The sequence below is a fragment of the Aeromonas sp. ASNIH7 genome (genome assembly GCF_002903485.1).
Classification (GTDB): Bacteria; Pseudomonadota; Gammaproteobacteria; order Enterobacterales; family Aeromonadaceae; genus Aeromonas; species Aeromonas caviae.
The window spans coordinates 3,092,816-3,116,256 of record NZ_CP026226.1; the positions used below are offsets into that span (position 1 = coordinate 3,092,816).

The following is a 23,441-nucleotide window of genomic DNA, read 5'->3' on the forward strand; positions in this document are numbered from 1 at the left end:
CCTGCGGCTGCGCCGTCGTCCATGACGGCGCTCCTGACCCGTTGAACTCGGCTCGGCGGCTTTCAGGGGGAAACAATACCCTGCCTGTCTGCGGTGCAGTGAGGTGTGTCGTAGGGGCGGGATATGGCCGAGCTGACCCGTGATGGGGCCGCAACAGGCGCTGGTGGATTGGTGAGCGCCACTATAAGAGAAAATGTGGTCATCCACGGAAAACCCATAAATTCCATTTATAGTGACTCTGGCGAGCCAGACAGGGCCACTAGGTGGCCGAAAAGGGCTCACCAAGGAGATTTCCCGATCCTTGCTTATACGGGAGGATTTACGATTATTCGAATACGCTTCACTATTTGAACTTACGGGCTGAGAGACGCTTCGTCATTTTATGTACTTAACGCTGCGCTCTGCGGAAAATGTATAGGGAAGGTGCGAACAAGTCCCTGATATGAGGTCATGTTTGTCATCTGGAGCCATGGAACAGGGTTCATCATGAGTCATCAACTTACCTTCGCCGACAGTGAATTCAGCAGTAAGCGCCGTCAGACCAGAAAAGAGATTTTCTTGTCCCGCATGGAGCAGATTCTGCCATGGCAAAACATGGTGGAAGTCATCGAGCCGTTTTACCCCAAGGCTGGTAATGGCCGGCGACCTTATCCGCTGGAAACCATGCTACGCATTCACTGCATGCAGCATTGGTACAACCTGAGCGATGGCGCGATGGAAGATGCTCTGTACGAAATCGCCTCCATGCGTCTGTTTGCCCGGTTATCCCTGGATAGCGCCTTGCCGGACCGCACCACCATCATGAACTTCCGCCACCTGCTGGAGCAGCATCAACTGGCCCGCCAATTGTTCAAGACCATCAATCGCTGGCTGGCCGAAGCAGGCGTCATGATGACTCAAGGCACCTTGGTCGATGCCACCATCATTGAGGCACCCAGCTCGACCAAGAACAAAGAGCAGCAACGCGATCCGCAGATGCATCAGACCAAGAAAGGCAATCAGTGGCACTTTGGCATGAAGGCCCACATTGGTGTCGATGCCAAGAGTGGCCTGACCCACAGCCTAGTCACCACCGCGGCCAACGAGCATGACCTCAATCAGCTGGGTAATCTGCTGCATGGAGAGGAGCAATTTGTCTCAGCCGATGCCGGCTACCAAGGGGCGCCACAGCGCGAGGAGCTGGCCGAGGTGGATGTGGACTGGCTGATCGCCGAGCGCCCCGGCAAGGTAAGAACCTTGAAACAGCATCCACGCAAGAACAAAACGGCCATCAACATCGAATACATGAAAGCCAGCATCCGGGCCAAGGTGGAGCACCCATTTCGCATCATCAAGCGACAGTTCGGCTTCGTGAAAGCCAGATACAAGGGGTTGCTGAAAAACGATAACCAACTGGCGATGTTATTCACGCTGGCCAACCTGTTTCGGGCGGACCAAATGATACGTCAGTGGGAGAGATCTCACTAAAAACTGGGAATAACGCCTTAAATGGCGAAGAAACGGTCTAAATAGGCTGATTCAAGGCATTTACGGGAGAAAAGATCGGCTCAAACTGAAAAAATGAAATGACTGAGTCAGCCGAGAAGAATTTCCCCGTTTATTCGCACCTTCCCTAACACATTAATACCACCTTCTATCTAACTCCGCTTCACTTTGGTTTAGGGCTTTATAATCAACATTTTAAATCAATGAGTTACCTGCCTACCTCTGAAGCTAACACTATTTTCTGACCTTCTCTTTTGAACAATCATGACGACTGTAAAGAAAATCAGTGTGATGTAAGCCATAACAAGCGCCGGGATGGCTACCGCCCTGAATGTCAGCTTCCAGCTTGCTGCGATTGACCAAAAGGGCGTGGTTGGCATGGCTCATAGGAGACTCCGACGAGGCGTGTGTTGCCAATTGGCTATATTAACGGCCCGCGAGCGAAGGGAAAGGAGGAAATGGCGAATTGCCGGGCAAGATCAACAAATGGAGGCCAGTCCGAAAGCCTGGCGTCCGGGCTGGATTGGCGAGAGAGGGCTGGGAATAGGTAAAAGGGGGCGAGTGGCCACCAGCTGGTGACCCTCTTGCTGCCTGTACGGAAGTGCTTGCCCGGCCTCTGGCCGGGCGGGGATCAGTTGCCCGGGATCTCGTTGCAGTTGAGGGTGGGCTGACCGTAGCGCTCCAGCATGGCGTCGCTCCCCTTGGTCCAGAGGGTGAGGTTTTGCCCCTCGTACCGGGCGCCGCTGGCGCTGGGGGTCTCATAGGCGAGCACCTGTTGCTGGTTGTTACCCTCGCTCAGGTTGATCATGGCGGCGGGCCGCTTGGCCTCGTTGTAGAAGTAGGTGGAGAGGGTGACGCTCTTGCCGCACTGGTAATCGACCGGTGTCGGCACCTTCAGTTGGCCGCCTTTTATCTGCAACTCGGTGATCCGCAACTGGTAGCTCTCTTCCACGCACTGGCGCAAGTCGCCCGCCTTCCAGCAGTCGTTGCGCCCCTTGATCCAGCCGCGCTGGATGGCGCGCTCGCTCTTCTGCTGCTCGGGGGAGAACCCGGCAATCGCCTTGGGATAAAGGGCTGACAGCTCGTTATCCAGCGCAGCCAGTCCGGCATCCTTGCAAATGAGGGTTTCGGCGGCGCCTTTCGCCTTGGCGCATTCGAAGGACGGGGTGGCCGCCGCGGCCAGCAGAGGGGAAAACAGCAGGGTTCCAAGCAAGATCTTGTTCATCGACAGGGCTCCAACAGGGGGCATGATGCCCCGTGACCAGAGCACACTTTACACCCGAAGGAGGCAGGAGCACCCCGTGTTTTTGGGTGGCGGGCGGCCCTGCATGGCAATCAGACGCCGGCCAGCGCCAAGGTCTGGCGGCTGCGCCACAGCCGCTCGTGGAAGAAGAAGACGACGGTGTTGATGGCAGGTTCGATCAGTGCCATCACGCCGCCGGTGAGCAGCTCGCCACTCAGCAGGTAGGCGACACCGAAGGCCACCGAGAAGTGGACCAGGGCGAAGCTGCTGGTCTTGGCCTGCAGGCTGTGTTCAGGCTTGAGCTTGTGCCAGCCAAGGTCGTGGAAGTAGAAGGCGACCGTGTTCACGGCGGGCTCGATGAGGGCGATCAGGCTGGCGGTGAGCAGTTCGCCGGTCAGCAGGTAAGCCACGGTGAAGGCGACACAAAAGTGCAGGATGGCGAAGCTGATGGTCTTTTTCATGGTGGTGTCTCCTCTGGCGATAAAGGCAGTATCACCCAGAATTCCATTAAATGAAAACCATTCTCATCTATTGGCGAAATAGAAAATGCCTATCGACCAGGAAGGCACCACCAGATAGGGAGTTGCCCGGGACCGCAACGGCGCTAGAGTGTGCCTTTTGCCATGAAAAAGGAGCTTTCATGACCATCAACTCCAACCTGTTTGTTCTCTTCATGCTGCTGCTGATGATCGTCGTCGGCGTGGTGGCATGGCGACTGGCCCGGCGCAAGAGCCGCCACCCGGGGCTTGTCACCTTCCTGTGCGTGCTGCTCTGCCTGGTGCCGCCCTTTGCCCTGCTGGCGCTGCTCATTCTGGCGCTCTGGCGGGACATGCCCGCAGGCCCCGATGCCAGACAAGCCTAGTCCCCCTCAGCCGCCACTGCCGCAGTCATAGAAAAGCCCCTTGCGGGGCTTTTTTACTTGGAATGTCCCGCGCAGCAGGTGGCCGGTTGGAAGGGGCAAGATCGGGTGATGGCCCTACCTGCCGAGGCCAGCGATCCGAGCATGGGCCTCGCGCATTCCCTGCTCCGCCCCGTGGGGGCGCAGATCCATCCCCTCTGCGTAGACGAATTCCACCTCCGCGATGCCCATCAGGCCGAGCACGGATTGGAGGTAGGGGGTGACCGCATCCGTCGCCTGTCCCTGATGCACGCCGCCGCGGCTGCTGAACACCAGGGCGTTGACCCCCTCCACCAGCCCCATGGGGTAGGTGTCGGTGTAACGGAAAGTCACCCCGGCCCGTGCCACCAGATCGAACCAGTTCTTGAGGGGTGTCGGTACATTGAGGTTGTACATGGGGGCGCCGATCAGCAGCAGGTCGGCGGCCTTGAGTTCGGCAATCAGCCGATCCGACTGCGCCACCGCCTGCCGGATGGCCTCATTGGCCGGTTCAGCCCCGCGCAGGGCGTGAAACAACGGGCTGTCGAGGACGGGCAAGTCGAGGGCGGTCAGATCACGCACCACCACCTGGTCCTGATGGCCCTGCTCCCGGCGTGTTTGCAGGAAGCGCTCCATCAACTGGTTGGTGCGGGATGCGGGGCCGTTGAGGCTGGATTGCAGCAGCAGGATCTGGCTCATGAGGAGAACTCCATCTGAAACGTGTGAAGAATGAAGGGAGCTTACCAGTCATTTTTTTCCGCAGTGCTGATAGTATTTCGCCATATTGGTTCCAAAAGGTATGCAATAGATGACAAACACGCTCAACGGCATCGATCTCTTCGCCACCGTGGTGGAGGCGGGCAGCTTCGCCCAGGCGGCGGAGCGGCTTCACCTCACCCGCTCGGCGGTGGGCAAGGGGGTGGCGCGGCTGGAGCTGCGTCTCGGCGTGCAACTGTTTCATCGCACTACCCGCAGCCAGAGCCTGACCGAGGAGGGGGCGCTCTTCTATCGCCACTGCCTGCGGGCGCTGGAGGAGGTGCGTCTTGGGGAAGCGGCGCTGGCCAGCAACAAGCTCACCCTCAACGGCAGATTGAAGGTCTCCATGCCGGTGCTGTTCGGCCAGCAGTGCGTGGCCCCCATTTTGCTGGCGCTGGCGAAGGCGCATCCCGGGCTGGCCCTGGAGCTGTCGTTCAGCGATCGCAAGGTGGATCTGGTGGAGGAGGGGATGGATCTGGTGATCCGCAACGCAGAGCCGCCGGACAGCCTGGATCTGGCGGCGCGCAGGCTCGGGGAGCACGGCATGACGCTCTGCGCCTCGCCCGCCTATCTGGCCGAGCGGGGGGAACCTGTGACCCTGGCTGAGCTATCGGATCATGAGTGCATCGCCTATCTGCGCCAGGGTCGGGTGCTGTCGTGGTGGTGGCAGGAGGCCGAGGCATGGCGCGAAGTCCAGCCCAGAGGGCGGTTGCAGATGGACGATCTCAACGCCATCACCCAGGCGGCCATCGCGGGCTTTGGTCTCGCCTGGCTGCCGACCTGGCTGGCGCGGCCCCACCTTGAGCGGGGCGAGCTGCGCGAGCTGCTGGCCCGGTTGCCGGGTCGGCGCTATCCCATCAATGCCCTCTGGCCCCACAGCCCGCACTTGCCGCTCAAGACCAGAATGGCCATCGACTGGTTGGCGAGCCGGCTGCCCGAGCAGCTGGCCAGCGTGAACGTGCCGGGTAATGAGCCCCAATGAAAAAGGGCCTGCTGTGACAGGCCCTTTTTCATTTTCTGTGGTTCCGAGGATCAGGCCTCGGCCTTGTTCAGCCACTCCACCCTGTACTGGGCGCCGGCGCCCTGGGCCAGCCTGGCGCACAGGGGTTTCAAGAAGGCCTCGATCTGCTCGTCCAGCATCCAGGGGGGGCTGACGATCAGCATGCCGGAGCCGTTCATGCCCCAATCGGCAGTCTGGCCGGCCACTTCCAGCTCCGCCACCAGGACGTTGCCGAAGTTCTCGCGCTTGATCGCTTTGAGCATGTCGCGGGACTTGTCCGCCTCCTGCCCGAGGATGGGATACCAGAGGGCGTAGATGCCGGTGGCCCAGCGCTTTTGCGCTTTTTTAAGGGTATCGACCACCGCGAAGTAATCTTCCTTGAGCTCATAAGGGGGGTCGATGAGCACCAGGCCACGGCGCGGGGTGGGGGGCAGCAGGGCCACCAGCCCCTCGAAGCCGTCGCGATGGTGGACGGCGACGCGGGGGTCGTACCCCATGTTGGCGCGAAGATCTTCCACCTCGTTGTTGTGCAGCTCCATCAGCGCCAGCTTGTCCTGATCGCGGATAAGGCGGCGGGACAGCTCCGGCGAGCCGGGGTAGTAGTGCAGCTGGCCATCGCTGTTCATCTCCTCGATGACACCCAGATAGGGGGCCATGGCAGACCACTGGGCCCGTTCATCCCACAGGCGTTTGATCCCGTCGGCGTATTCCGCCTTCTTCTGGGACCAGTCGCCGCGCAGGTCGTAGAGACCGCCACCGGCATGGGTGTCCAGCACGATGAAGGGTTTCTCCTTCTTCTTGAGGGACTCGATGATCAGGGCCTGGACGGCGTGTTTGAGCACATCGGCGTGGTTGCCGGCGTGAAAGGCGTGGCGGTAGCTCAGCATATGAGATCTCTGAGGGGGCCCTGCTGGGCACCCAGTAACGATAGATAGTGAAACAGGTTGCGGCTGTCGCCGCGAAACAGGGCGAGGGTGCGCAGGGTCTGCAGCAAAACCCCCTGTTGCAGCCGCTCCAGCTCCAGTTCGTGGGCCAGCATGGTCTGGTACTCCTCGACCCCCACCCGTGACTTGGCCTGCTGGCGCAGGGTGCGCCAGGGGAGCAGCACCGCCTCGGTCTGTACCAGGGCCGGTTGCAAGTCCGTGAGGTCGACCGGGATCCGGAGCAGGTCGAGGTGGTGCAGCAGGAGCGCCAGGTTGACGTTGCCCCCCATGCTTTGCACGTGGAGCCAGTCCTGGCTGCGCTGGCCATAGGCGCCTGTGCTCCATGTCCAGAACTCGGAAGGGGTGGGCAGGGCGTCGGGGCTGACCCGCTCGCTGGCCATCAAGGCTTCATCACGCAAAGAAGGCCTGCTCCATGGTTTCCAGCTCTTCAGAGAGGCTCATCCACTCCAGCTCGACGTGCTCCAGCTCCTCCTTGAGGGGACCCTGGGACTTGAGCAGCTCGGAGAGCTTGCCCTTGGCACTCTCTTCATAGATGGCGGGATCGGCCAGCTGCTCTTCCACCGCGGCCAGCTTGGCCTGCAGTTTCTCCATGCTGGTTTCGAGCTTCTCGAGCTTCTGGCGCAGCGGCCGGGTCGCTTGCCGGAACTGGGCTTCGAGGCGCTTCTGATCCTTGCGCGCCACCGCCGAGTTGGCGGAGACGGTGCCATCTGCCGGCTTGGCATTGGCCTCTTTCTCCTGCTCGCCGAGCCACTTGTGGTAGTCGTCGAGATCCCCGTCGAAGGGCTCGACCCGGCCGCCGTGGACCAGATAGAAATCATCCGTGGTGGTGCGCAGCAGATGACGGTCGTGAGAGACCACCACCATGGCCCCCTCGAACCCTTGCAGGGCCATGGTCAGGGCGTGGCGCATCTCCAGATCCAGGTGGTTGGTCGGTTCATCCAGCAGCAGCAGGTTGGGCTTTTGCCAGGTGATGAGGGCCAGCACCAGCCGCGCTTTCTCACCGCCGGAGAAGGGGGCCACCTTGTCGAGTACCTTGTCGCCGTGAAAACCGAAGCTGCCGAGGTAGTTGCGAAGCTCCTGTTCGGTCTTGTCCGGGGCCAGGCGCACCAGGTGATCGAGGGGGCTGTCATCGAGGCGCAGGGTTTCGAGCTGATGCTGGGCGAAGTAGCCGATGCTCACCCCGGCGCTCACCTCCAGCTTGCCGGAGAGGGGCGGGTTGGAGCCCGACAGCATCTTGATGAAGGTGGACTTGCCCGCGCCGTTGCGACCGAGCAGGCCGATGCGCGAGCCCGGCACCAGGTTGAGCTTGATCTTCTCCAGGATCACCTTGTCGCCGTAACCGGCGCTGAGGTTCTCCATGGCGATGAGCGGGGTCGGCAGAGCGGAGGGCTCGCGAAACTCGAAGCTGAACTCGGAGTCGGCGTGGGCGGGCAGGATCTTCTCCATCCGCTCCATGGCTTTGAGCCGGCTTTGTGCCTGACGGGCCTTGGAGGCCTTGTAGCGGAAGCGATCCACATAGGATTGCATGTGGGCCATCTCCCGCTGCTGCTTCTCGTACATGGACTGCTGCTGGGCCAGGTGCTCGGCCCGTTGCAGTTCGAAGTCGGAGTAGCCGCCGCTGTATTCGTTGAGCTTGCCGTTCTCGATATGGATGATGCGATTCACCACGGAATCGAGGAAGTCGCGGTCGTGAGAAATGAGCACCAGCGTGCCCTGATAGCCCTTGAGCCACTTCTCCAGCCAGATGACGGCGTCCAGATCCAGGTGGTTGGTCGGTTCATCCAGCAGCAGCAGATCGGAGCGGCAGAGCAGCGCCTGGGCCAGGTTCAGGCGCATGCGCCAGCCACCGGAGAAGCTTCTGACCGGCGAGTCGAGCTGATCGCCGCCAAAACCCAGACCGTGCAGCAGCTCGGCGGCGCGGGCACGAATGCTGTAGGCACCTATGGTATCGAGCTTGCCGTGCAGCTCGGCCACCAGCAGACCGTTGTCATCCGCCTCGGCCCGGGCGAGCTCGGCCTCCAGGGCGCGGAACTCCTTGTCGCCGTCGATCACGTATTCGAGCGCGGAGCAGTCCAGCGCCGGGGTCTCCTGGGCCACGCCGGCAATCTGCCAGCCGGCGGGCAGGCTGAAGCTGCCGTTGTCGATGGCCAGCTCGCCCCGCACCAGCGCAAAGAAGGTGGACTTGCCACAGCCGTTCTTGCCCACCAGGCCCACCTTGTGGCCGGGGTGTATGGTGGCGGACGCGTTGTCCAGCAGCGTGCGGCCGCCGCGGATCAGTTCGATTTGACTGGCAACTATCATGGATGGGTCTGCTTGGCTCGATTGAAGGAGAGAAACTGGCGCGGATCTTACGTGAAATGACACAAATTTGCACTTGAGGGCGGGGGGGATGGCTGCCGCCGGAAAAACGTGTCATAACAGAGACATCTGGGGGGCAGGAGGCTGACCATGTTGATTAAAGAGATCATGACGACCCGGGTCGCGACCGTTTCCATGGATGACAGGCTGAGCGTCATCAAGGAGATCTTCGAGCAGGCCCATTTCCGCCACCTCCTGGTGGTGGAAGAAGAGGAGCTGGTGGGGGTCATCTCGGACCGGGATCTGCTGCGTGCCATCAGCCCCTATCTGGACACGGATGCCGAGATGAACCGGGACACCGAGACCCTCAACCGGCGCGCCCACCAGATCATGAGCCGTGAACCCATCACCGTCTCCCCCGAACGCTCCCTGAAAGAGGCCGCCGGCCTCATGCTGGAGCACCAGATCTCCTGCCTGCCTGTGCTGGAAAACGGCGCCCTGGTGGGCATAGTGAGCTGGAAGGATCTGCTGAGGGTCATGCGCGGCTGGCAGCCGGTCTGACGGGGCGGGGAAGGTGTGCGGGGAGCCCGTGTCGCCCGGCAGGGCTCCCAGCTTCTCGCCTTGTTGAAATATTAAACTGCATTCATCATTTTTTTCAGATCGCTTGTGTTGCAAAAGTGATTTTCGTGGTCATAAATTCTGCGCGTGTCATTTCATGTGACACTATATGTCGCGGCGTCAGGCGGAATTGATGCTTTTATAATTAATCGTTCGCCGCTTCAGTTCCCATCAAGGTTTCCGGATCTACCTTAGGCCATCGGCACATCAACCGATCATCACGACCGAACTCTGGTCTGACAGAGAGTGCTTACACCTGAGGAAAGAACAATGAAAAAGACAGCATTGACGATGGCCATCTCCAGCCTGCTGCTGGCCGGTGGTGCACAGGCCGCCAACGTTTACGATCAGAATGGTACCAAACTGGACATCGGCGGCCGCGTCAACGGCATGTACTACGGCACCGATGACAACGCCACCGAAGGCGATGCCAGCTACCTGCGTCTGCACATCGCAGGTGAAACCAAGGTTGACGAGGATCTGACCGCGTTCGGCTTCGCCGAGTACAACCTGCCGGTCTCCGGTTCTGACAACGACGAGCTGCGTTACGCCTATGCGGGCATCAAGCACGATCGCTTCGGTGCCTTCAGCTACGGCCGCCAGGACGGTCTGTTCACCAAGGCGGTGAACAACTACACCGACGTGCTGCCGGAGTGGGGTGGTGATGGTCTGGGCAAGGACACCGAGGTGTTCGGCACCGGTCGTACCAACGGCCTGGCCCAGTACATGTACAACTGGCAGGGGCTGACCCTGGGTGCCCAGTTCACCGGCAACAACGACCCGCAGAACGCGAGCCGCAGCGAGCGCGTCGGCCCGAACAGCACCTGGAGCCCGAAAGGTTCTTCCGAGGGGTATGCCCTCTCTGCCAACTATGACTTCAACATGGGCCTGAGCCTGGGTGCCGCCTACAACCAGGCTGGCAAGACCGACGAACAGGCCGAGAACGTGAGCTTCGGCGGCGACAACGACGCTAAGCTGTTCGGGGTGGGCGCCAAGTATGCCGTCGGCAACCTCTACATGGCTGCCACCTACTCCCACGGTGAAGATCACCTCTTCGTGGACACCGGCTCCCTGCGCGGTTACGCCGAGAAGATGGATGGCTACGAAGCGGTCGTGCAGTACAACATCACGCCGAAGTTCAAGCCCTCCCTGGCCTACCTGCGTACCGACGTGAAGGACAGCGCTCACGGCATCGATGACACCGCGACCGAATACGTCTCCGTGGGTGCCTGGTACAACTTCACCGACAACTTCAATGCCTACGTGGACTACAAGATCAACCTGCTGGACGAAGTGGGTTCCACCGGCAAGAACAGCCTGAACAAGTCCACCGACGACATCGTCGCCGTGGCCCTGCAGTACAACTTCTAAGTCGTCCCGGACGCACTGCACATCCCAGGACCGGCCCATGTGGCCGGTCTTTTCGTTGCTGGCTGACAAGAGCGGCACGCCGGGGTTCAGCAATGCCCCTGTGTGGTCGATACCCTTGTTGTCGGGGCCGGTGCGTGGCTGTGCTTGCCATGAGGCAGTGATGGGGCGATGATCACGCCCCGTGGTCAAGATCCTATCTTTCCTCGACGCTTTTCATTATTTCTATATAGGCTTGCGTTGTCCCGACAGGGAAAGCGGGGCTGGTTGGCATGTCGCAGCTCCGGTGCGGGGCAATTTCGGGAAATGGACGTAAGGGCGTTATATGGCGAGCATATTGGATTCAGTGGATCAACGTACCCAGCTTGTAGGGGAGAATCGCCTGGAACTGCTGATGTTCCGTTTGGGTGCCCAGCAACTGTTTGCGATCAACGTCTTCAAGGTGCGGGAAGTGGTCAAGCTGCCCCATCTGAACAAGATGCCGGGGTCCCACCACAACATCAGCGGCGTCGCCAACATTCGCGGCGTCTCCATCCCCGTCATCAACCTGCGCGGTGCCATCGGGATGCGTCCCATGGCCATCGATCAGGAGTCCAACCTCATCATCACCGAGTACAACCGCACCATTCAGGGATTCCTGGTGGGGCAGGTGGCCCACATCGTCAACATGACCTGGAAGGACATACTGCCGCCGCCCCGTTCGGCGGGTCGTGCCAACTACCTCACCGCCATCACCCGCATCCCGGAAGGGGGCGTCGACCAGATCGTCGAGATCATCGACGTGGAGAAGGTGCTGGCGGAGATCATCACCTATGACGTGCGCATCTCGTCCGAGGTGCTGGACGAGGAGATCCTGCCCCAGATGCAGGGACGTCGGGTGCTCATCGTCGATGACTCCAGCACGGCCCGCAACCAGGTGCGCGAGACCCTCGCCCAGCTCGGGCTCGAGGTCATCGAGTGCCAGGACGGCTTGCAGGCCCTCAAGCTGCTCAAGGGGTGGTGCGATGGGGGCAAGAAGGTGACCGACGAGATCATGCTGATGATCACGGATGCCGAGATGCCGGAGATGGATGGCTATCGCCTGACTCACGAAGTGCGCAGCGATCCGCGCATGTCCGATCTCTTCATCACCCTCAATACCTCCCTGAGCGGCAACTTCAACGAGGCCATGGTCAAGAAGGTGGGGTGTGATCGCTTCATCTCCAAATTCCAGCCCGACTTGCTGGTGGACGTGGCCCAGCAGCGGATGCGGCAGATCCTGGGCCGTTGAACCCGGCACGCCGAACCATGAAAAAGCCCCCGCCATGCGGGGGCTTTTTGCTGGGCAAGGGGAAGGGCCATGGGCCCGGCCACCGGGCTATTGTGTCAGCAGAGGCTCGACAAAGCGGGCGACCTTGTCGCGGATCCGGGGCTGGGCGGCGGCCGTCGGGTGCAGTCCATCGTTCATCATGAGTTCAGGGCGCAGCACAATATCATCCAGAAAGAAGGGCATCAGCGGCAGGTCGTTGGCCTTCGCAAGATCCGGGAAGATCTGCTCGAACTGCTGCAGATAGCGCGCCCCATAGTTGCGGGGCAGCAGGATCTGGGTCAGCACCGTCTTCGCCTGGTGCGCCCGGGTGAGCTCGATCATCTTGGTCAGGTTGGCCCGGGTGATGGCGGGAGCAAAGCCCCGCAGCCCGTCGTTGGCGCCGAGTTCGATCAACACCCAGTCCGGTTTGTGGGTTTCGAGCAGGACGGGCAGGCGGGCCAGGCCGCCCTGGGTCGTTTCACCGCTGATGCTGGCATTGATGAGGGTGTGTTCTCCCCCCTGCTGCTGCCACTTTTCATTGAGCAGGGCAGGCCAGCTCTGTTCGGCCTGCATCTGGTAGCCGGCACTCAGGCTGTCGCCCAGTACCAGCAGGGTCTGGGCCTGGACGGACGCTGCCCAGCAGCACAGGCAACTCACGGCAAACAAGAGACGCATCATGCAGTCAACTCCCACGTTCTATTGTCATTACAGGTTCAGGCAAACAGGATACCCAAGATGAGTTCAACGCCCATTATCGCCGTCAGGGGGCTCGGTAAAACCGTTCGCCTCGGTCAGGAAAGCCTCACCATCCTTGAAGGGATCGATCTGCAAGTCAATACCGGCGAGACGCTGGCGCTGGTCGGTGCGTCCGGTTCCGGCAAGTCCACTCTGCTCGGTTTGCTGGCCGGTCTCGATCTGCCGAGCAGCGGCGAGATAGAGATCCTCGGCCACTCCCTCACCCGGCTGGACGAGGAGGGACGCGCCAGGCTGCGGGCCGAGCAGGTGGGGTTCGTGTTCCAGTCGTTCCTGCTGCTGCCCACCCTGAGCGCCCTGGAAAACGTCATGTTGCCGGCCGAGCTGCGGGGGGAGACCGACAGCGAGCCCCGTGCCCGGGAGCTGCTGGCCCAGGTCGGTCTGGGAGAGCGGTTGCACCACCTGCCGCCGCGCCTCTCTGGCGGCGAGCAGCAGCGGGTCGCCATTGCCCGTGCCTTCATGACCCGCCCCAGCTTGCTGCTGGCGGACGAGCCTACCGGCAACCTCGACAGCAAGACAGGGGAGACGGTGATCGAACTGCTGTTTCGTCTCAACCGCGAGCACAACACCACCCTGGTGGTGGTGACTCATGACCATGAACTGGCCCAGCGCTGCCAGCGACAGCTGGTGATGTCAGCCGGGCGGCTGGAGGCACAGACTGTCATGGCGGCCAGGGTGGGAGAGCTGTCATGAGTCAGTGGAGACAGAGCTGCACCAGGGGATCGCTGGCAGCAGCATGGACGGTGAGGGAGGCGTCATGAGTCAGTGGCGACTGGGATTGAAGCTGCTGCACCGGGAAGGGTTCAGCGGCGAGCTGCGCTGGTTTGTGCTGGCGCTGGCGCTGAGCGTCGCCTGCGTGCTCAGCGTGGCTCTGGTGGCGGATCGGCTGGATGCGGGGCTCAAGGCCTCCGGGCGGGATTTCATCGGAGGGGACAGGGTGCTGCGCTCCGCGACGCCGGCACCGGCAGAGTGGCTGGCGCAGGCGCATCAGGAGGGGCTGGCTGTGCAGACCACGGTCAGCTTCAACAGCATGCTGTTTCACGGTGATACCCTGCAACTGGCCTCCATCCGCGCCGTGCCCGAGGATTTTCCCTTCTACGGCAAGCTGGAGCTCACTCCCCAGCGCGCCCCGGCGCCCGGCGAGATCTGGCTCTCCGCCAGGGTGATGCAGCTGCTCGGCGCCAAGGTGGGGGAGGTACTCGAGGTCGGCAACACCCGGCTGACGGTGGCAGGGGAGCTGGGCCAGGAGCCGGATCAGGGGTTCAGCCCCTTCCAGATGGCGCCAAGGGCCTTGATCCACAGCGCCGATATCGAGGCGACCGGGGCCCTGCTGCCGGGCAGTCGCCAGCAGTGGCGCTATCTCGTCAAGGGGCCCCGTGACGCCATCGCCCGCTATGAGGCCTGGCTCAACCCCAGGCTGAGCGCCGGGCAAAAGCTCGTCAAACCCGACGATCAGGGTACCCAGGTGGGGAAATCCCTGGGCAATGCCGAGCGCTTCTTCCGTCTGGCATCCCTTGCCGGCGTGCTGCTCGGCGCCCTGGCCATGGGGATAGCGGTGCGCCATTTCGCCGAGCGCCAGACCAACATGGTGGCCCTGCTCAAGACCCTGGGGGCCTCGCGGCGCACCCTGTGGCAACTGATGGGCACCCTGCTATTCTCCCTGACCCTGGTGGGGGCCCTGATGGGGCTGGTGGCGGGCAGCGCCATGCAGTGGCTGACCCTGAACCTGCTGGGGGATCTGCTGCCTGCGGATCTGCCGCCCCCCTCCTGGCGACCCTTCGCCCTGGGCCTCGCGGTCGCCTTCTTCATCACCCTGATGCTGGCGTTCGTCCCCTTCCTGAGGCTGCTCAAGGTACCGCCGCTGCGGGTGCTGCGCCGGGAGCTGGAGGCGGGGATCCCTCCCTGGCTGACGGTGCCCGTGGGGCTCATCGGGCTGTTTGCCCTGGTGTGGGGCTTTACCGCCGACATCAGGCTGGCGGTCGGCCTCATTGGTGGCATGGGGGTGTTGATGGCGCTGCTGGCCCTGCTCGCCTCCGTGCTGCTGCGTCTTGGCAGTCGGCTCAAGGGGCCCCATGCCCTGCGCCTGGCCATCAATCACCTCTCCCGGGAGCGGGGCAGTGGTCTGTTCCAGCTGGCGGGTTTCGCCCTGGCGCTGATGCTGTTCGGGCTGCTGTGGGCAGCGCGGGTCGATCTGCTGGAGGATTTTTCCACCCGGTTGCCTGCCGACGCCCCGAACCGCTTCCTGGTCAATGTGGCGGACAGCGAGCGGGAAGGGATCCTGGCCGATCTGCACCAGGCCGGGGCCATCACCTCGGACTTCTACCCCATGGTGCGCGGGCGCCTGACCCGTATCGCCGGTGAGGCGGTGGGGGAGGATGCGGCGCGGGAGGGGGTGGACAGAGAGCTCAACTTCACCACCACATCGGCCCTGCCCGCCGACAACAAGGTCACTGCCGGTCAATGGCTGGCCGGCAAGGGGGAGGTCTCCGTCGACGAGGCACTGGCGGGACGGCTCGGCATCGCGCTCGGAGACGAGCTCGGCTTCACCATAGAGGGGCGGGCGTTCGAGGCCAGGGTGACCAGCCTGAGGTCCATCAAGTGGGACAACATGAGGCCGAACTTCTACATGATCTTCTCGCCGGACGTGCTGGCCCCCTTCTCCCAGACCTGGCTCGGCAGCTATCGTCTGCCGCCTGAGGGGCGAGGGGCAGAGGTGGAACTCATCCGCCGCCACCCCACGGTGAGCCTCATCGATGTGGAGGATCTGATAGGCCGCCTCACCCTGGTCTCCGATCAGGTGAGCCGCGCCCTGGGGTTGATGCTCGGGCTGGTGACGGTGGCCGCCCTGCTGGTGCTGCTGACCCAGACCCAGGCCGGCATGGCCCATCGGCGCCGGGAGCTGCTGCTGATGCGCACCTTGGGGGCGGGGAGCGCCCTGCTCGAGAAGATGCTGCGCTGGGAGCTGGTGGCGAGCGGTACCCTGGCAGGGCTCTGCGCTGCCATGGTGGTGGAGCTCTGCTCCTTCGGCCTGCAGTGGTGGTGGGAGGGGGCGCAGTGGCAGTTCCACTGGGCCATCTGGGCTGCACTCCCCCTGCTTGGGGCCGTGCTGGTGACCCTGGCCGGACAGGGCATGCGCCGCCAACTGCTGGCGGGTACCCTGAGCGACCGGCTCAGGGGACTGGGGCAGGGGCTGCTCTGATGGCTCGACATATCCCGACCTTGGTCGGGATGTGTCATTGGGTCAACGGGGTGAGTGCAGCAAATTGTCCAGAGCGCCGGGCAGGGCCGGGAAGCTGAAGTGAAAACCGGCCTGCTGCAAGCGGGCGGGCAGCACGTGCTGTCCGGTGAGCAGCAGATCCGCCGCCTCTCCCATCAGGAGTCGCAGGAGGGGGGCCGGTACGAAGAAGAGGTGCGGGCGATGGAGCGTGGCGGCCAGGGTCTCGCTGAACCGGCGATTGCTGACCGGTTGCGGGGCCGTGCCGTTGAAGATGCCGTCACACTCGCCGTGCTCGATGAGAAACAGCATGGCTCGCACCAGATCCTGCACGTGGATCCAGCTCATCATCTGGGTGCCGCTGCCCATGGGGCCGCCGAGGCCCAGGCGGTAAGGGGGCAGCATCCTGGGCAAGGCGCCCCCCTCCAAGCCGAGTACCAGGCCGATGCGCAGGATGCAGACCCGGGTCTGGGCCGAGCGGGCCTGCTGGGCAAGCTGCTCCCACTGCTGACAGAGACGGTGGGTGAATTCGTCGTGAGGGCTCTGGCATGTTTCATCCAGAGGGGCGTCATCCTGGCGGCCATACCAGCCGATGGCGGAGGCATTGAGCAGCAATCTGGGGGGCGTGCTGGAGAGTTTGACGAGATCCACCAGCTGTTCGGTCAGCAGCCAGCGGCTGTTGCAGAGCAACTGCTTGCGGGACTCGCTCCAGCGTCCGGCTGCGATGGGTTCGCCGGCCAGGTTGATGACGATGTCCACGTCATTGAGGTGATCCAGCCTGTCCAGACTGTCCAGCAGGGTGACATCGTGGCCGAGCAGCTCGTAGGCCCGGCTGCCCTGGCGGGTCAGCACGACTACTTCGTGCGCCACCTTGAGGTGTGCCACCAGACGGCGGCCGATAAACCCCGTGCCCCCCGTGATCAGTATCTTCATGTCCTGCCTCCCTGACGCTCTAGGGTCTACTCTAGAGCCTGGGTGCCCGATGGACAAGCTCCTGTTTTTATGAGCATTATGATTTTTGTCTCCCAAGACGCCGCCCCCTTTGTCCACGGGGTTGCCGGGCGTTGCGACCACGGGAGGCGCCGTGGCGCGGCGGTATCAGGGGCTCATTCCGGCTTGCCAAACGGGCGCCAGCGGGTAAACTCGAGCGCTTTTTCGCCATGTTCATGAGGGCCGTTATGCCATTTCGACGTTTGAAGGTGCGTCAATTCTATGTCCGGCTGCTCTGTGCCTTGCTGGCCGGCCTGTTGCCCATGCTCCTTGGGCTCGTCATCGTCATCTGGCAGACCGCCACCGGCGTGAAACAGGATGCGGTGGCGCGCCTGGAACATGCCAGGGTCATGTTCGACCGCACTCTGGACAATGCCCAGTTGGCGGCGTCGGCCCTCACCGGCAGCCTGGGCAGGCCCTGTCTCGAGGTGGTGCAGGGGCTCAGGGATCAGGTGGCCACGGTGCCGGATGTGCGCAGCGTCAACCTGGCCAGGGGGGATCGGATCTACTGCTCTTCCCTCTATGGCCCGGTCGATGGCGGCATCAAACTGGATGACTATGTCGGGGGCAGGCTCGACCTGATGAAGGGCAACCCGGTCACCCCGAATCGCCCCCTCATCGCCTACCGGGAAGAGGTGGGCGAGTTCAGCGTGCTGGTGGGGGTCGACGGCTACTACCTGCTCAACATCCTGGACATGCTGAGCCGCAACTCCCCACTGGGGCTGGTGGTCGGCAACGAGATGCTGCTGCGAAACAGCGAACTCACCGACAAGCTGATCCCCAAGGATCGCAATGGCTATCTCGAACAGGTCTCGACCAGGTACCCGTTCAAGGTAGTGACCACGGTGTCGGTGGATGAGTACCGTGCCCACATCTGGGACTACTCCAAGGTGGGCGTCATTATTTATCCTCTGCTGAGCCTGCTGCTCGGGGTGGCGGTCTTCTGGCTGATGGGACGTTCGACTTCGCCGGCCCAGGAGCTGAAACGGGCACTGTCCCAGCAGGAGTTCATCCCCTATCTGCAACCCGTGGTGAACGGGGAGGACGGCCAATGGAGCGGTTGCGAGGTGCTGATGCGCTGGCAACACCCCCGTCAGGGGATGATCTCGCCGGATCGCTTCATTCCCCTGGCAGAGGACAGTGGCCTCATCGTGCCCATGACCCGGCTGTTGATGGCGCAGGTGCGCGAACAGTTTGCGGGCAAGGCGCACCATCTGCCGCGAGGGTTCCACTTCGGCTTCAACATCAGCGCCAGCCACTGCAAGGATCTGAGCCTGGTGGAGGATTGCCGGGATTTCATCAACGCCTTCAAGGGGAATCCCATCAAGCTGGTGCTGGAGCTGACCGAGCGCGAGCTCATCGTGGCGGACGAGACGACGGACCGGCTCTTTGCCGAGCTGCATGCCCTCGGGATCTTCATCGCCATCGACGATTTCGGCACCGGCCACTCCAGCCTGACCTACCTGCAGACCTTCCAGGTAGACTTCCTCAAGATCGATCAGAGCTTCGTCGGCATGATTGGGTCGGACGCGCTCTCCAGCCACATCGTGGAGAACGTCATCGATCTGGCGACCCGGCTCGGTCTGCAACTGGTGGCGGAAGGGGTGGAGAATCAGGTGCAGGCCGACTATCTGAAGGCCCGCGAGGTGACCTTCCTGCAGGGCTACCTGTTTGGCAGGCCCATGCCCATGAAGGAGTTTGTCAGCCAGCTGGCCGGGCAGGGGCGCTGAGGGGTAAGCGCGAGGCAAAAAAAACCAGCGACCGGGTCGCTGGTTTTTTTATGGCCGGATGGCTCAGAGCATGCGGGCCAGGGCACGGCACAGACGCTGAACCCCCTCTTCCGTGGTCGCTTCATCCACACAGGAGAAGCTCAGGCGCAGGGTATTCTGGATCTCGGGGCGCACATAGAAGGGGGCGCCGGGCACGAAGGCCACCTTCTCCTTGATGGCCTCGTCGAACAGGGCCATGGCACTGACGCTGGGCGGCAGGGTCAGCCAGAGGAACATGCCCCCTTCGGGACGGGTGTAGCTGACGCCGGGCGGACAGTGGCGGGCGAGGGCGGCTTCCATGGCGGCACGCTGGCGACCATAGACCTCCTTGATCTTCTCCAGGTGAGCGTCGAGGGAGTTGTCGGTCAGGAAGCGGTGCAGCACCTGCTGGCTGAAGGCGTTGCTGTGCAGGTCGGTGGCCTGCTTGGCAATGGTAACCTTCTTGCGCAGCCATTCCGGCACCACCATCCAGCCCAGGCGGAAGGCGGGTACCACCGTCTTGGAGAAGGACCCGAGCAGTACGGTGTTGTGGGGGGCCAGCTTGGCGATGGGGGGCAGGTGCTCCCCTTCGAAGCGCAGCTCGCCATAGGGGTCGTCTTCCACCATCAGCAGATCGTGGCGCACCAGGCGCTCGGCCAGGGCTTCCCGGTTGGCGCGGCTGTAGGAAACACCGCTCGGGTTCTGGAAGTTGGGCACGCCGTAGAGCAGCCTGGCGCTGGAGCCCTGCTCCAGCAGCGCATCCAGCGCGGCCAGATCCAGCCCCTCTTCCGCCAGGGTGATGGGCTTGAAATTCGGTTGATAGACGGAGAACGCCTGGATGGCGCCAAGGTAGCCCGGCTCTTCGATGATGAGATCCTGCCCCTCGTTCACCAGCACCTTGCCCAGCAGATCCAGCGCCTGCTGGGAGCCGCTGGTGATGAGGATGTTGTCAGGATTGACGGTCATGCCGTGGCGGCTCAGGTAGCGGTCGGCGATGAACTGGCGCAGCGGGGCAAAGCCCTCGGTGGTGGCATATTGCAGCGCGGCGGCTCCCTGCTCGCGCAGCACGTCCTGGCACGCTTGCTCGATGGCCTTGACCGGGAACAGATGGGGGTTGGGCAGGCCGCCGGCGAAGGAGATGATCTCCGGATTGGCGGCAACTTTGAGGATTTCGCGGATAAAGGAAGGCTCGACCTTCTCGAAGCGCTGGGCAAAAAACGGCTGCATAGGGTTCTCTCTGACTAGGTGGCGGTCGCTCCATTCAACCGCCAGGTTATCCGTTTGTATCAGATTTCAGAAATGAGGCAATGGCTGTCACAAAAATCCATAAAAAAGGGCAGGTTTGGCACCTGCCCGAATTTTATCGTCCCGACCCCGGTCAGGGGCGCAAAAACCCCTGTCAGGGGGGCATCGGGCGGGATGGGGGTCAGAGCCCCGGCGCCTTGAGGAAGCGGATCATCAGGTCGGTATTGGCCCCGAGCTGCTGCTCGATCCGGCCCGGGAAGAGCTCGGCCATCTTGTCGAGGCGATCATGCTCCGTGTGCCAGATCTTGCCCCACTGGGTCTCGCTGTCCCGGTCGCAGGCGCTCTTGGTGGCGTCGTCGTAGCAGTCCCACAGCGCCGGATTGGTGCTCTGGGAGTAGCCGTCATAGCCATCTTCCCCGTTGATGGTGAAGTTGGTGGCCTCCACGTAGGCGATGGGCACCCCCAGGCAGGCAAAGGGAGCATGATCGGACCAGCTGCCGGTCTCCCCTTCCGGGTAGCCGCTGTAGCTGGGGTGGATGGCGAACGGGGTGGCGGTCTGCTGGGAGATGGCCAGCAGGCGATCGCGCACCTTGGGATCGAAGCTGTAGCGGCTCGGGTCGGCGCAGTTGTACTCGGCCACGTCGGAGTGGGCCGAGTGGACATAGACGATGTCACCCCCGGCGATGGTGTCGTAGTTCACCATGGCCAGCAGCTTGGCGACGGCATTGGTGTCGAGACTGGCGGCATAGGCTTTGGAGCCGTTGAGGCCGTTTTCCTCGGCGCCGAAGAAGGCGAAGCGCACCGTGTAGGGCAGGGTCTCTCCCTTGAGTGCCTCGGCAACCGCCAGCAGGGCGGCGACGCCGGCCCCGTTGTCGGTGGCGCCTTCGGATCCTTTCTTCTCGCCGGTGCTGTCATAGTGGGCACCGATGAGGATCACCTTGTCGCTCTGACCCTTGAGCTCGGCGACGATGTTCTGGGAGGTTCGGTCTGTGCCGCCCCGGGTGTAGGTGAACGGCTGGTTCTGCACCTCGTAACCCCAGCCGGCCAGGTGATCCTGGATCCAGGCGGCGGCGCGGGTTTCGGCCTCGGTGCCAGTGGGGCGAGCGCCTATCCCTTCTGCGCCAGAGCTCAGTTGCACCAGAAATTCATGGGCCTGAGCGGCGGGGGCAGGGGGTTGGGAGTCGTTGTCAGAGGGGTTGCAACCGGCCAGCAGGGCAGGCAGGACGAGGGCCAACAGGGTTTTCTTCATACTGCAATCCTTTGTTGTATATGGTTTTATTTTTCCGCATCAGGATGAACCCGACGTCCGACAGATTCTGTGAAGGGGGTGGCATTTGTCAACCTTGCCGGTGGATGTGGGCAGTCCCGGGGGATTTGTTGTGGGAAACACTTGCGCCTTGTGCCTATCTTGGGATAATTCGCTCCCCTGTTTTTGCGAACTGATGCAATAACGAGCGATCCATTTATGTCGGCTCTGTTCCAGAGCGATGCAATAACGAGCAATTTACTATGTCTGTGACCCAAGATGTGTTTAACGAAGACGGCAAGTTCATGCGCAAGATCCGCAGCTTCGTCCGTCGCGAAGGCCGCCTGACCAAAGGGCAGGAGAAGGCCCTGGAAGAGCTCTGGCCGGTCATGGGCATCGATTTCGCACCAGAGCCGCTCGACATGGTGGCCCTGTTTGGCCGCGAGGCACCCGTGGTGCTGGAGATCGGGTTCGGCATGGGCGCCTCCCTGGTGGAGATGGCCAAGAACGCCCCCGAGAAGAACTTTATCGGCATCGAGGTGCACTCTCCGGGTGTGGGCGCCTGCCTTGGCACCGCCCAGGAGGCGGGCGTCACCAACCTGCGCGTCATCTGCCACGATGCGGTGGAAGTGCTGGAGCACATGATCCCGAACGGTTCTCTCTCCTGCCTGCAGCTCTTCTTCCCTGACCCCTGGCACAAGAGCCGCCACCACAAGCGCCGCATCGTGCAGCCTGCCTTTGCCCAGGATATCCGCCAGAAGCTTGCCATCGGTGGCGTCTTCCACATGGCCACCGACTGGGAGAACTACGCCGAGCACATGCTGGAGGTGATGAGTGCCGCCGAGGGGTACGAGAACACCTCCGCCACCGGCAACTGGGTGCCCCGTCCCGACTGGCGCCCCCTGACCAAATTCGAGCAGCGTGGCCATCGTCTGGGCCACGGTGTCTGGGATCTGATTTTCAAACGAGTCAACTGAGTCAACGTATCAACTAAGGAGCTATCATGGCCAACCGTAGCCGCCGTCTGCGTAAGAAACTGCGCGTCGATGAATTCCAGGAAATGGGGTTCGACATCAGTTTCAACTTCCCGGTCGGCACCGCCGAAGAGACCATTGATGCCGTGGTCGATGCGCTGATCGACGAGGTGATCGAACCTCGCAAGCTGGCCTTCGCCGGCTCGGGTCACCTGGCCTGGGAAGGGATGGTCTGCACCCAGCAGCTCGGCAAGTGCACCGACGAAGACCGTTCCGCCGTTCAGACCTGGCTGCAAGGCAAAGGGCTGGAGGCCGTGGTGGTCACCGAGCTGTTCGATCTCTGGTACGGCGAGCCGGCCTGATATCTGACTGCCTCCCGGGCAGATAGAAAATCCCGCCGCCGGCGGGATTTTTGTCGGTGGGCTGGCCCCGCCTCGTTTCACGTCATGGAATAGCCAATGGTGTTGTCATCCGAATTACTGGCCGGCATCCTGGAAGAGGTGCGTCCGCTGCTCGGGCAGGGGAAGGTGGCCGATTACATTCCCGCCCTGGCCCAGGTGCCTGCCGACCGGCTGGGGATCGCGGTCTGTACCGTTGAAGGAGAATTGTTCACCGCAGGTGACGCTTTCGAGCCCTTCTCCATCCAGAGTATCTCCAAGGCCCTGAGCCTCACGCTGGCCTTGACCCTCTATCAGGAGGAGGAGATCTGGGCCCGGGTGGGCAAGGAGCCCTCCGGTCAGCCGTTCAACTCCCTCGTCCAGCTGGAGTTCGAGCAGGGCATTCCCCGCAACCCCTTCATCAACGCGGGTGCCCTGGTGGTGAGCGATCTACTGGAAACCCGGCTCACCGCTCCTCGCCAACGTACTCTGGAGCTGGTGCGCCGCCTGTGCGGCAACCCGGCCATCATGGCGGATCAGGTGGTGGCGCGCTCCGAGTACCAGCACTCCGCCCGCAATGCCGCTATCGCCTATCTGATGAAGGCCTATGGCAACTTCGAGAACGAGGTGGACAAGGTATTGCAGAGCTACTTCAATGCCTGCGCCATCCGCATGAGCTGCGTCGATCTGGCACGAGCCTTCGTCTATCTGGCCAACCGGGGTGTCCCTCTTGGCGAGAGCACACCCCTGCTGCCGGCCCGGACCACCAAGCAGGTCAATGCCCTGCTCGCCACCTGCGGCCTCTATGACGAGGCGGGCGACTTCGCCTACCGGGTCGGCATGCCGGGGAAATCCGGGGTGGGGGGCGGCATCATGGCGCTGATCCCGGGAGAGCTTTCCATCTGCGTCTGGTCACCCGAGCTCAACAAGGCGGGCAACTCCCTGGCCGGGACGGCGGCGCTGGAGCTGCTGGCCGAGCGCCTGGGCCGCTCCATTTTTTAACTCTCTTCACTATGC

At 62.5% G+C, this 23,441-nt stretch carries 23 protein-coding genes; 12 read left to right on the plus strand and 11 right to left on the minus strand.

The features are described from left to right. Nucleotides 1-486 precede the first annotated feature (486 nt). Nucleotides 487-1,467, plus strand: coding sequence for an IS5-like element IS5 family transposase (locus C2U47_RS14500; protein WP_026141915.1), 981 nt, complete (start codon nt 487-489; stop codon nt 1,465-1,467). Nucleotides 1,468-1,719: 252 nt separating this feature from the next. Here C2U47_RS14500 and C2U47_RS22935 read toward each other — a convergent pair whose 3' ends face one another. From C2U47_RS22935 to C2U47_RS14510, 3 genes are all read right to left on the minus strand, one after another. Beyond that, on the minus strand, nt 1,720-1,872 hold the full coding sequence (locus C2U47_RS22935; protein ID WP_157416885.1) for a hypothetical protein: 153 nt from the start codon (nt 1,870-1,872) through the stop codon (nt 1,720-1,722). Nucleotides 1,873-2,116: 244 nt separating this feature from the next. Beyond that, the gene (locus tag C2U47_RS14505; RefSeq protein ID WP_010675519.1) at nt 2,117-2,710 is read right to left on the minus strand and encodes an MliC family protein; all 594 of its coding nucleotides are present in this window, start codon (nt 2,708-2,710) and stop codon (nt 2,117-2,119) included. A gap of 110 nt (nt 2,711-2,820) precedes the next feature. Continuing rightward, nucleotides 2,821-3,189: a DUF2061 domain-containing protein gene (locus tag C2U47_RS14510; protein WP_010675518.1), complete on the minus strand. Its 369-nt coding sequence runs from the start codon at nt 3,187-3,189 to the stop codon at nt 2,821-2,823. Nucleotides 3,190-3,368: 179 nt separating this feature from the next. Here C2U47_RS14510 and C2U47_RS14515 point away from each other — a divergent pair, with 179 nt between their 5' ends. After that, on the plus strand, nt 3,369-3,590 hold the full coding sequence (locus C2U47_RS14515) for a hypothetical protein (protein ID WP_010675517.1): 222 nt from the start codon (nt 3,369-3,371) through the stop codon (nt 3,588-3,590). 114 nt (nt 3,591-3,704) lie between these two features. On the opposite strand, the gene C2U47_RS14520 is transcribed toward C2U47_RS14515, so the two are convergent. Further along, nucleotides 3,705-4,304 (minus strand): FMN-dependent NADH-azoreductase, encoded by a 600-nt coding sequence (locus C2U47_RS14520; protein WP_010675516.1) that lies wholly within the window; start codon nt 4,302-4,304, stop codon nt 3,705-3,707. 109 nt (nt 4,305-4,413) lie between these two features. On the opposite strand from C2U47_RS14520, the gene C2U47_RS14525 reads away from it, so the two are divergent. After that, a complete protein-coding gene (locus tag C2U47_RS14525) occupies nt 4,414-5,343 on the plus strand; it encodes a LysR family transcriptional regulator (RefSeq protein WP_010675515.1) in 930 nt (309 codons plus the stop codon). 50 nt (nt 5,344-5,393) lie between these two features. Here C2U47_RS14525 and C2U47_RS14530 read toward each other — a convergent pair whose 3' ends face one another. The 3 genes from C2U47_RS14530 to C2U47_RS14540 are packed head-to-tail and all read right to left on the minus strand — an operon-like array spanning nt 5,394 to nt 8,606. Beyond that, nucleotides 5,394-6,248, minus strand: coding sequence for a 23S rRNA (adenine(2030)-N(6))-methyltransferase RlmJ (locus C2U47_RS14530; RefSeq protein ID WP_010675514.1), 855 nt, complete (start codon nt 6,246-6,248; stop codon nt 5,394-5,396). Continuing rightward, on the minus strand, nt 6,242-6,703 hold the full coding sequence (locus C2U47_RS14535) for a DUF2390 domain-containing protein (protein WP_010675513.1): 462 nt from the start codon (nt 6,701-6,703) through the stop codon (nt 6,242-6,244). Before C2U47_RS14535 ends, C2U47_RS14530 begins: the two co-directional genes overlap by 7 nt. Further along, nucleotides 6,696-8,606 carry an ABC transporter ATP-binding protein gene (locus tag C2U47_RS14540; protein WP_010675512.1) on the minus strand — a complete coding sequence of 637 codons (1,911 nt, stop codon included), beginning with the start codon at nt 8,604-8,606 and terminating at the stop codon, nt 6,696-6,698. The genes C2U47_RS14535 and C2U47_RS14540 overlap by 8 nt, the downstream gene beginning before the upstream one ends. Nucleotides 8,607-8,753: 147 nt before the next feature. Between C2U47_RS14540 and C2U47_RS14545 the strand changes: the two genes are divergently transcribed. From C2U47_RS14545 to C2U47_RS14555, 3 genes are all read left to right on the plus strand, one after another. Further along, complete coding sequence (locus tag C2U47_RS14545; RefSeq protein WP_010675511.1) at nt 8,754-9,164, plus strand: CBS domain-containing protein; 411 nt, start codon at nt 8,754-8,756, stop codon at nt 9,162-9,164. A gap of 327 nt (nt 9,165-9,491) precedes the next feature. After that, the gene (locus C2U47_RS14550) at nt 9,492-10,592 is read left to right on the plus strand and encodes a porin (protein ID WP_029314791.1); all 1,101 of its coding nucleotides are present in this window, start codon (nt 9,492-9,494) and stop codon (nt 10,590-10,592) included. Between the two features lie 322 nt (nt 10,593-10,914). Continuing rightward, nucleotides 10,915-11,859 carry a chemotaxis protein CheV gene (locus C2U47_RS14555; RefSeq protein WP_010675509.1) on the plus strand — a complete coding sequence of 315 codons (945 nt, stop codon included), beginning with the start codon at nt 10,915-10,917 and terminating at the stop codon, nt 11,857-11,859. A gap of 87 nt (nt 11,860-11,946) precedes the next feature. Here the strand turns inward: C2U47_RS14555 and C2U47_RS14560 are convergent, their stop codons facing one another. Then, nucleotides 11,947-12,555, minus strand: a complete 609-nt coding sequence (locus C2U47_RS14560; protein ID WP_010675508.1) for an arylesterase — start codon at nt 12,553-12,555, stop codon at nt 11,947-11,949. Nucleotides 12,556-12,612: 57 nt separating this feature from the next. Between C2U47_RS14560 and C2U47_RS14565 the strand changes: the two genes are divergently transcribed. Both C2U47_RS14565 and C2U47_RS14570 read left to right on the plus strand, forming a co-directional pair. Beyond that, complete coding sequence (locus tag C2U47_RS14565; RefSeq protein ID WP_010675507.1) at nt 12,613-13,323, plus strand: ABC transporter ATP-binding protein; 711 nt, start codon at nt 12,613-12,615, stop codon at nt 13,321-13,323. 64 nt (nt 13,324-13,387) lie between these two features. Next, nucleotides 13,388-15,829, plus strand: a complete 2,442-nt coding sequence (locus C2U47_RS14570; protein WP_029314790.1) for an ABC transporter permease — start codon at nt 13,388-13,390, stop codon at nt 15,827-15,829. 42 nt (nt 15,830-15,871) lie between these two features. Here C2U47_RS14570 and C2U47_RS14575 read toward each other — a convergent pair whose 3' ends face one another. Beyond that, the gene (locus tag C2U47_RS14575; protein ID WP_010675505.1) at nt 15,872-16,777 is read right to left on the minus strand and encodes a TIGR01777 family oxidoreductase; all 906 of its coding nucleotides are present in this window, start codon (nt 16,775-16,777) and stop codon (nt 15,872-15,874) included. A gap of 245 nt (nt 16,778-17,022) precedes the next feature. Here C2U47_RS14575 and C2U47_RS14580 point away from each other — a divergent pair, with 245 nt between their 5' ends. Then, on the plus strand, nt 17,023-18,564 hold the full coding sequence (locus C2U47_RS14580) for an EAL domain-containing protein (protein ID WP_010675504.1): 1,542 nt from the start codon (nt 17,023-17,025) through the stop codon (nt 18,562-18,564). 63 nt (nt 18,565-18,627) lie between these two features. On the opposite strand, the gene C2U47_RS14585 is transcribed toward C2U47_RS14580, so the two are convergent. Next, nucleotides 18,628-19,809, minus strand: coding sequence for an aminotransferase-like domain-containing protein (locus C2U47_RS14585; RefSeq protein WP_010675503.1), 1,182 nt, complete (start codon nt 19,807-19,809; stop codon nt 18,628-18,630). Between the two features lie 199 nt (nt 19,810-20,008). Continuing rightward, a complete protein-coding gene (locus tag C2U47_RS14590; RefSeq protein WP_010675502.1) occupies nt 20,009-21,076 on the minus strand; it encodes a M28 family metallopeptidase in 1,068 nt (355 codons plus the stop codon). Between the two features lie 260 nt (nt 21,077-21,336). Here C2U47_RS14590 and trmB point away from each other — a divergent pair, with 260 nt between their 5' ends. The 3 genes from trmB (at nt 21,337) to glsB (ending at nt 23,426) form a co-directional block, all read left to right on the plus strand. Further along, on the plus strand, nt 21,337-22,050 hold the full coding sequence (trmB, locus tag C2U47_RS14595; protein ID WP_010675501.1) for a tRNA (guanosine(46)-N7)-methyltransferase TrmB: 714 nt from the start codon (nt 21,337-21,339) through the stop codon (nt 22,048-22,050). A 26-nt stretch (nt 22,051-22,076) separates the two neighbouring features. Then, nucleotides 22,077-22,409, plus strand: coding sequence for a YggL family protein (locus C2U47_RS14600; RefSeq protein ID WP_010675500.1), 333 nt, complete (start codon nt 22,077-22,079; stop codon nt 22,407-22,409). Between the two features lie 96 nt (nt 22,410-22,505). Next, a complete protein-coding gene (gene glsB, locus C2U47_RS14605; protein WP_010675499.1) occupies nt 22,506-23,426 on the plus strand; it encodes a glutaminase B in 921 nt (306 codons plus the stop codon). The last annotated feature ends 15 nt before the right edge of the window (nt 23,427-23,441 follow it).